Origin of the sequence: Salinibacterium sp. (genome assembly GCF_031364185.1) — a bacterium.
Classification (GTDB): domain Bacteria; phylum Actinomycetota; class Actinomycetes; order Actinomycetales; family Microbacteriaceae; genus Rhodoglobus.
In genome coordinates this window covers 1-4,323 of record NZ_JANLVV010000132.1, presented here as the reverse complement: position 1 = coordinate 4,323, position 4,323 = coordinate 1, and the positions used below count along the sequence as shown (strand labels likewise).

The 4,323-nt window shown below is 67.7% G+C and carries 5 protein-coding genes; 3 read left to right on the top strand and 2 right to left on the bottom strand.

The genetic code is table 11. The features are described 5' to 3' along the window. Nucleotides 1-592 precede the first annotated feature (592 nt). Nucleotides 593-826, bottom strand: a complete 234-nt coding sequence (locus tag RMN95_RS05995) for a DUF4229 domain-containing protein (protein WP_309616037.1) — start codon at nucleotides 824-826, stop codon at nucleotides 593-595. A gap of 54 nt (nucleotides 827-880) precedes the next feature. On the opposite strand from RMN95_RS05995, the gene RMN95_RS05990 reads away from it, so the two are divergent. The 3 genes from RMN95_RS05990 to RMN95_RS05980 are packed head-to-tail and all read left to right on the top strand — an operon-like array spanning nucleotide 881 to nucleotide 3,695. After that, complete coding sequence (locus tag RMN95_RS05990; protein ID WP_309616036.1) at nucleotides 881-1,213, top strand: PLDc N-terminal domain-containing protein; 333 nt, start codon at nucleotides 881-883, stop codon at nucleotides 1,211-1,213. After that, on the top strand, nucleotides 1,194-2,861 hold the full coding sequence (menD, locus tag RMN95_RS05985) for a 2-succinyl-5-enolpyruvyl-6-hydroxy-3-cyclohexene-1-carboxylic-acid synthase (RefSeq protein WP_309616035.1): 1,668 nt from the start codon (nucleotides 1,194-1,196) through the stop codon (nucleotides 2,859-2,861). Before RMN95_RS05990 ends, menD begins: the two co-directional genes overlap by 20 nt. A gap of 9 nt (nucleotides 2,862-2,870) precedes the next feature. Then, on the top strand, nucleotides 2,871-3,695 hold the full coding sequence (locus RMN95_RS05980) for a polyphosphate kinase 2 family protein (protein ID WP_309616034.1): 825 nt from the start codon (nucleotides 2,871-2,873) through the stop codon (nucleotides 3,693-3,695). 117 nt (nucleotides 3,696-3,812) lie between these two features. Here RMN95_RS05980 and RMN95_RS05975 read toward each other — a convergent pair. Then, a partial coding sequence (locus RMN95_RS05975) for an HNH endonuclease signature motif containing protein (protein WP_309616033.1) occupies nucleotides 3,813-4,323 on the bottom strand: 511 nt, incomplete at its 5' end.

The following is a 4,323-nucleotide window of genomic DNA, read 5'->3' as shown; positions in this document are numbered from 1 at the left end:
CACCGGTCGTGGCCGCACCCGATGGACGATGCGCTGGAAGCCCGCGCTGAACGCCTTCGCCATCACCTTCGCAGACCGCTGGCCGGCCGCGGAGACCTACTAAATGAGAACCGCCGGAAACACCGTTCATGAGATAGTCCCGACGGATCAGCTCGCGCCGCGGCGGTCGACCCACGCGCCCCGCGGCACCTCGGGATCGCTCACACTGCTGCTATCGAGCATCCGGAAGCAACAGTGTGCACAGTCTCGGCGGGACGGCCGTGCGGGGCGGCGCAGCGAGGGACCGGGGCGCGGGCGGGACGGGACGACGGTGCGGCTGGGGGATAGGAGGCAACCGGCGGTGTGGCGGATTCGGTTGAGGGGCGGGATGGGGTCGCGCAGCGGGGTGAGGGGCCGGTCCCGACGCGCTGCGCCGTCCGGGCTCGTGCCGCCGGCCAGCCGCCCGCCCGCGGCAAATCCAGACCGCTCAAGCTGTTGCTACGAAGCGTCCGGAAGTAACAACTTGAGCGGTCTCGGTGGGGTAGGGACAAGGGCGCGCCGGGACGCGCGGCGCGTCGGGACGCAGCGGGCGCTGCGCGGCGCGCAGCGGCCCCTACAGATCTTCGGCGGCGGTGTCGGCATCGCCGGGGGGCCTGGCGCGGCGGGCGACGATATCGCGCGCAACGGCATCCCGAAGCCTGCCGAAAAAAAGGTAGCTCACGCACAGGCTGACGATCGCGCCGATGACCGCGCTAAGCCAGGCCTCGACGCCGGCGATGAACAGTGCGGCGAAGATCGCGGCAAACAGTCCGATACGAACGAGGCTGTAGGCGACCCAGGGTTTCACGGTGCCAGTGTATTCACGCAGGCTGGGTGCAGTTTGCGAGCCTAGAATCAGAGAATGTCCCGACTGCTTGTGATCGTCCCGTTCATAGTCCTTGCATTGGACGTGTTCGCCATCGTGGACGTCATCCTTGTCGACCAGCGCCGGGTGCGTGCGATGCCCAAGGTCGTCTGGGTGCTTCTCATCCTTGTGGTCCCCGTGGTCGGTGCCATCCTGTGGTTCTTCATCGGCAAGGAGAAGGCCACCGGCAGCGGCCAGTCCAGAACCGTCGCGCCGGATGACGACCCCACGTTCCTCCGCAACATTCGCCGCGACGAGGCGCAGGACGAACGCATCCGCCGCCTCGAGCAGGAGCTCGCAGACCTCGACGATGACCCGCCCAAAGACTGACTCTCCCGCGACCGATTTCGCGGTCGCCTTGCTCGATGAGTTCGTTCGCCTCGGCGTTCGCGATGTAGTGCTCGGCCCAGGTTCGCGCTCGCAGGCGCTCGCGCTTGCCGCCGCCGAATTTGAACGGCTCGGGATGCTGCGCCTCAGGGTGCGCATCGACGAACGTGTTGGCGGCTTCCTCGCCCTCGGCATCGCGATCGAAACCCGCACGCCGGTGCTGCTGGTCACCACCTCGGGAACGGCCGTCGCGAACCTGCATCCCGCGGTGCTGGAGGCCCACCACTCCGGCGTTCCGCTGATCGTGCTGAGCGGGGATCGCCCGGACGAGCTGCGCGGCATCGGCTCCAACCAGACCACTGAGCAGCCGGGCATTTTCGGTGCGGCGGTGACACGAACCTGGGACGTGCGCGCTCCGACCGGCGAACCCGGCGAGCGGCGCGCGGCGGCGCAGCTGGCCCGTGATGCGGTGGCCGCGGCATCCGGACCCGTACATCTCAATCTTTCGTTTGCCGAGCCGCTGTCGGCCCCGCTGGTGCTTGAGTCGCTGGTGGTTCAGGCGCCCGAGGTGAAGCTTCCGGAAGCACTCTCGAGCATGGAACTGCCGGAGGCGCTCCCGGCCGGCCTTGAACTGCGAACAATGCCCGGCACAATCGTGGTCGCGGGCACCGGCGCTGGCGAGCGCGCGGAGGAGGTCGCCCGCGAGCTCGGCGCACCGCTCATCGCGGAGGTGTCGAGCGGCGCGCACTTCGGCCCGCACCTCGTGGTCGCCTATCGCGAACTCTTGAACACCGCCAACTTCGGTGACCGGGTCGCGCGCGTGATCGTGTTCGGGCATCCGACGCTCAGCCGCGAGGTGCCGGCCCTGATCCAGCGCCCCGGCGTCGAGACGATCGTCGTCCGCGGCGCTTCCGCCGACGACTACAACCCGGGGCGCAGGGTCACCACGTTTGCCGATTCGGTGACGGTCACCGGTGATCCCTCGACCGACGGGGCCTGGGTGGGCCGTTGGGTGAGCGCGTCCCGTGCGCTGATCCAGCCCATCGATCATGCCCCGGATGCTTCGGCCGACCCGGCCACGCACGCCAAAGCCGAGCTCGCCGCCGTGCGTGCCCCCGTGACCAGGCGTTCGCTGGTCGAAGCCGTGTGGCGCGCCACATGGCCGCACGACCGACTGGTGCTCGGGGCATCCAGGCTTATCCGTGAAGTGGATCGCGTCGCGACCGGTAAAAAGATTCCCGTGCACGCCAATCGCGGACTCGCCGGCATTGACGGCACCATATCCACGGCGCTCGGCATCGCGCTGTCGAGCCAGCCCGCTTCCGCTGGCACCACCCGGGTGCTGCTCGGCGACCTCGCGCTGCTGCACGACGCCGGCGCGCTGCTGTTCGGTGTCGGGGAGGCGAGGCCGCGCATCCAGGTCATCGTGGGCAACGACAACGGGGGCACCATCTTCGACGGGCTCGAGGTGGCGCGATCCGCTGGCCCCAGCTTTGACCGGGTGCTGCTGACTCCCCAGCAGGTGTCGATCGAGCAGCTGGCCGCGGCGTACGGCTGGTCGTACCTGCGCGTGCAGAACAGGGGCGAACTCGAGCAGGCGCTGACGGCATCCACTGGCCAGACCATCGTCGAGGTGCCGCTCGCCCGCTAGCGTGGACTCATGAGTCTTCTCTTTCCCGTTGCCGCCGGTTTCGATCTCGCGGCGATCGACACCTCATCCACTCCCGGTTTCAGCGGCGATAAGAAGGCGGCTGAGCGCGAGCTCGCCGACAGCGGTGGGGAGCTGGCCGGTCTGCAGGAGCGGCTCTTCGCCGAGAGCAAGTTCGGCGGTACCCGCAGCGTGCTGTTGGTGCTGCAAGCGATGGATACGGCGGGCAAGGGCGGCATCGTGCGTCACGTCATCGGCGAGACCGATCCGCAGGGCATCCACCTGCATGCGTTCAAGGCGCCCACCGAGGAGGAAAGGTCGCACGATTTTCTCTGGCGCATCCGCGCGGAGCTGCCGCAGGCCGGGCAGATTGGGGTGTTCGATCGGTCGCACTACGAGGATGTGCTGATCCACCGGGTGCGCGGATTTTCGACGCCCGACGCAATCGAGGAGCGCTACGGCATCATCAACGAGTTCGAGCGTGAGCTGGCAGACTCCGGCACGACGATTATCAAGGTGATGCTTCACATCAGTGCGGATGAGCAGAGAGCGCGACTGCAGGAGCGCCTCGATCGCCCCGATAAGCACTGGAAGTACAACCCCGGTGACGTGGATGAGCGGCAGTCGTGGGATCAGTACCAGGAGGCGTACCAGATCGCGCTCACCAGAACGTCGACGGTGGATGCCCCGTGGTACGTGATCCCGGCCGACCGCAAGTGGTACGCCCGCTGGGCCGTGCAGCACCTCTTGCTCGAGGCGCTGCGTCGCCTCGACCCACAGTGGCCCGCCGTGGACTATGACATCGAGGCCGAGAAGCAGCGCCTCGCCGCCACCTGATCTGGCTGTCGGGACGCGAGAGGCGCACGGCTCAAGCAGCGCGACTGCCTGCCGTGACGGCGCTGATCTGCAACAGGCGCGGGCCCGGCTAAAACCCGCGCTCAAGCTATCCCTGCGTTATGCGATTCGTGCAACTGGTTTGCGTGCCGGAGTCCAGTCGGGAACCCCGGGCCCGCGTACGTAGGGAAGACCTTCGATCATGCGGTACTGCCATGGCCCGGTGTCAACTTGCTGGTGATGCCAGTAGCAGAGTAGTAGCCCGTTATCCAGTGCGGTGGGCCCGCCGTCGCGGTCGGGGATCACGTGGTGTGCCTGCAGCGTGTAGTGCGGGCTTGAGCATCCGGGGGTCACGCAGCCGAGGCCGTCTCGAGCGACCATCCCCAGCCTCTGCATCGGGGTGAAGCATCGTTGGGGCGAGCTGATCGCGGTGACCCTGCCACCATCGTCTATCGTGGCGACCCGGTACCCGCCGGCGTCGATGAATCCCTCGATAGTGCGACGGGAGACGGGAAACGGCGAGCCGGACATGACGCCGATCGCATCGGAATCCCGGCCATCCTCATCCGCAAGGTCGGCGGCCGTGACCGTAACAAGAACAGTGACAGCGTGTCCGTCGAGTCGCGGCGAC

Bases quoted from the DNA above. Each gene is read 5' to 3' on its own strand.
- RMN95_RS05990 (WP_309616036.1), top strand. From the start codon at position 881: ATGTCCCGACTGCTTGTGATCGTCCCGTTCATAGTCCTTGCATTGGAC.
- RMN95_RS05980 (WP_309616034.1), top strand. From the start codon at position 2,871: ATGAGTCTTCTCTTTCCCGTTGCCGCCGGTTTCGATCTCGCGGCGATC.
- menD (WP_309616035.1), top strand. From the start codon at position 1,194: ATGACCCGCCCAAAGACTGACTCTCCCGCGACCGATTTCGCGGTCGCC.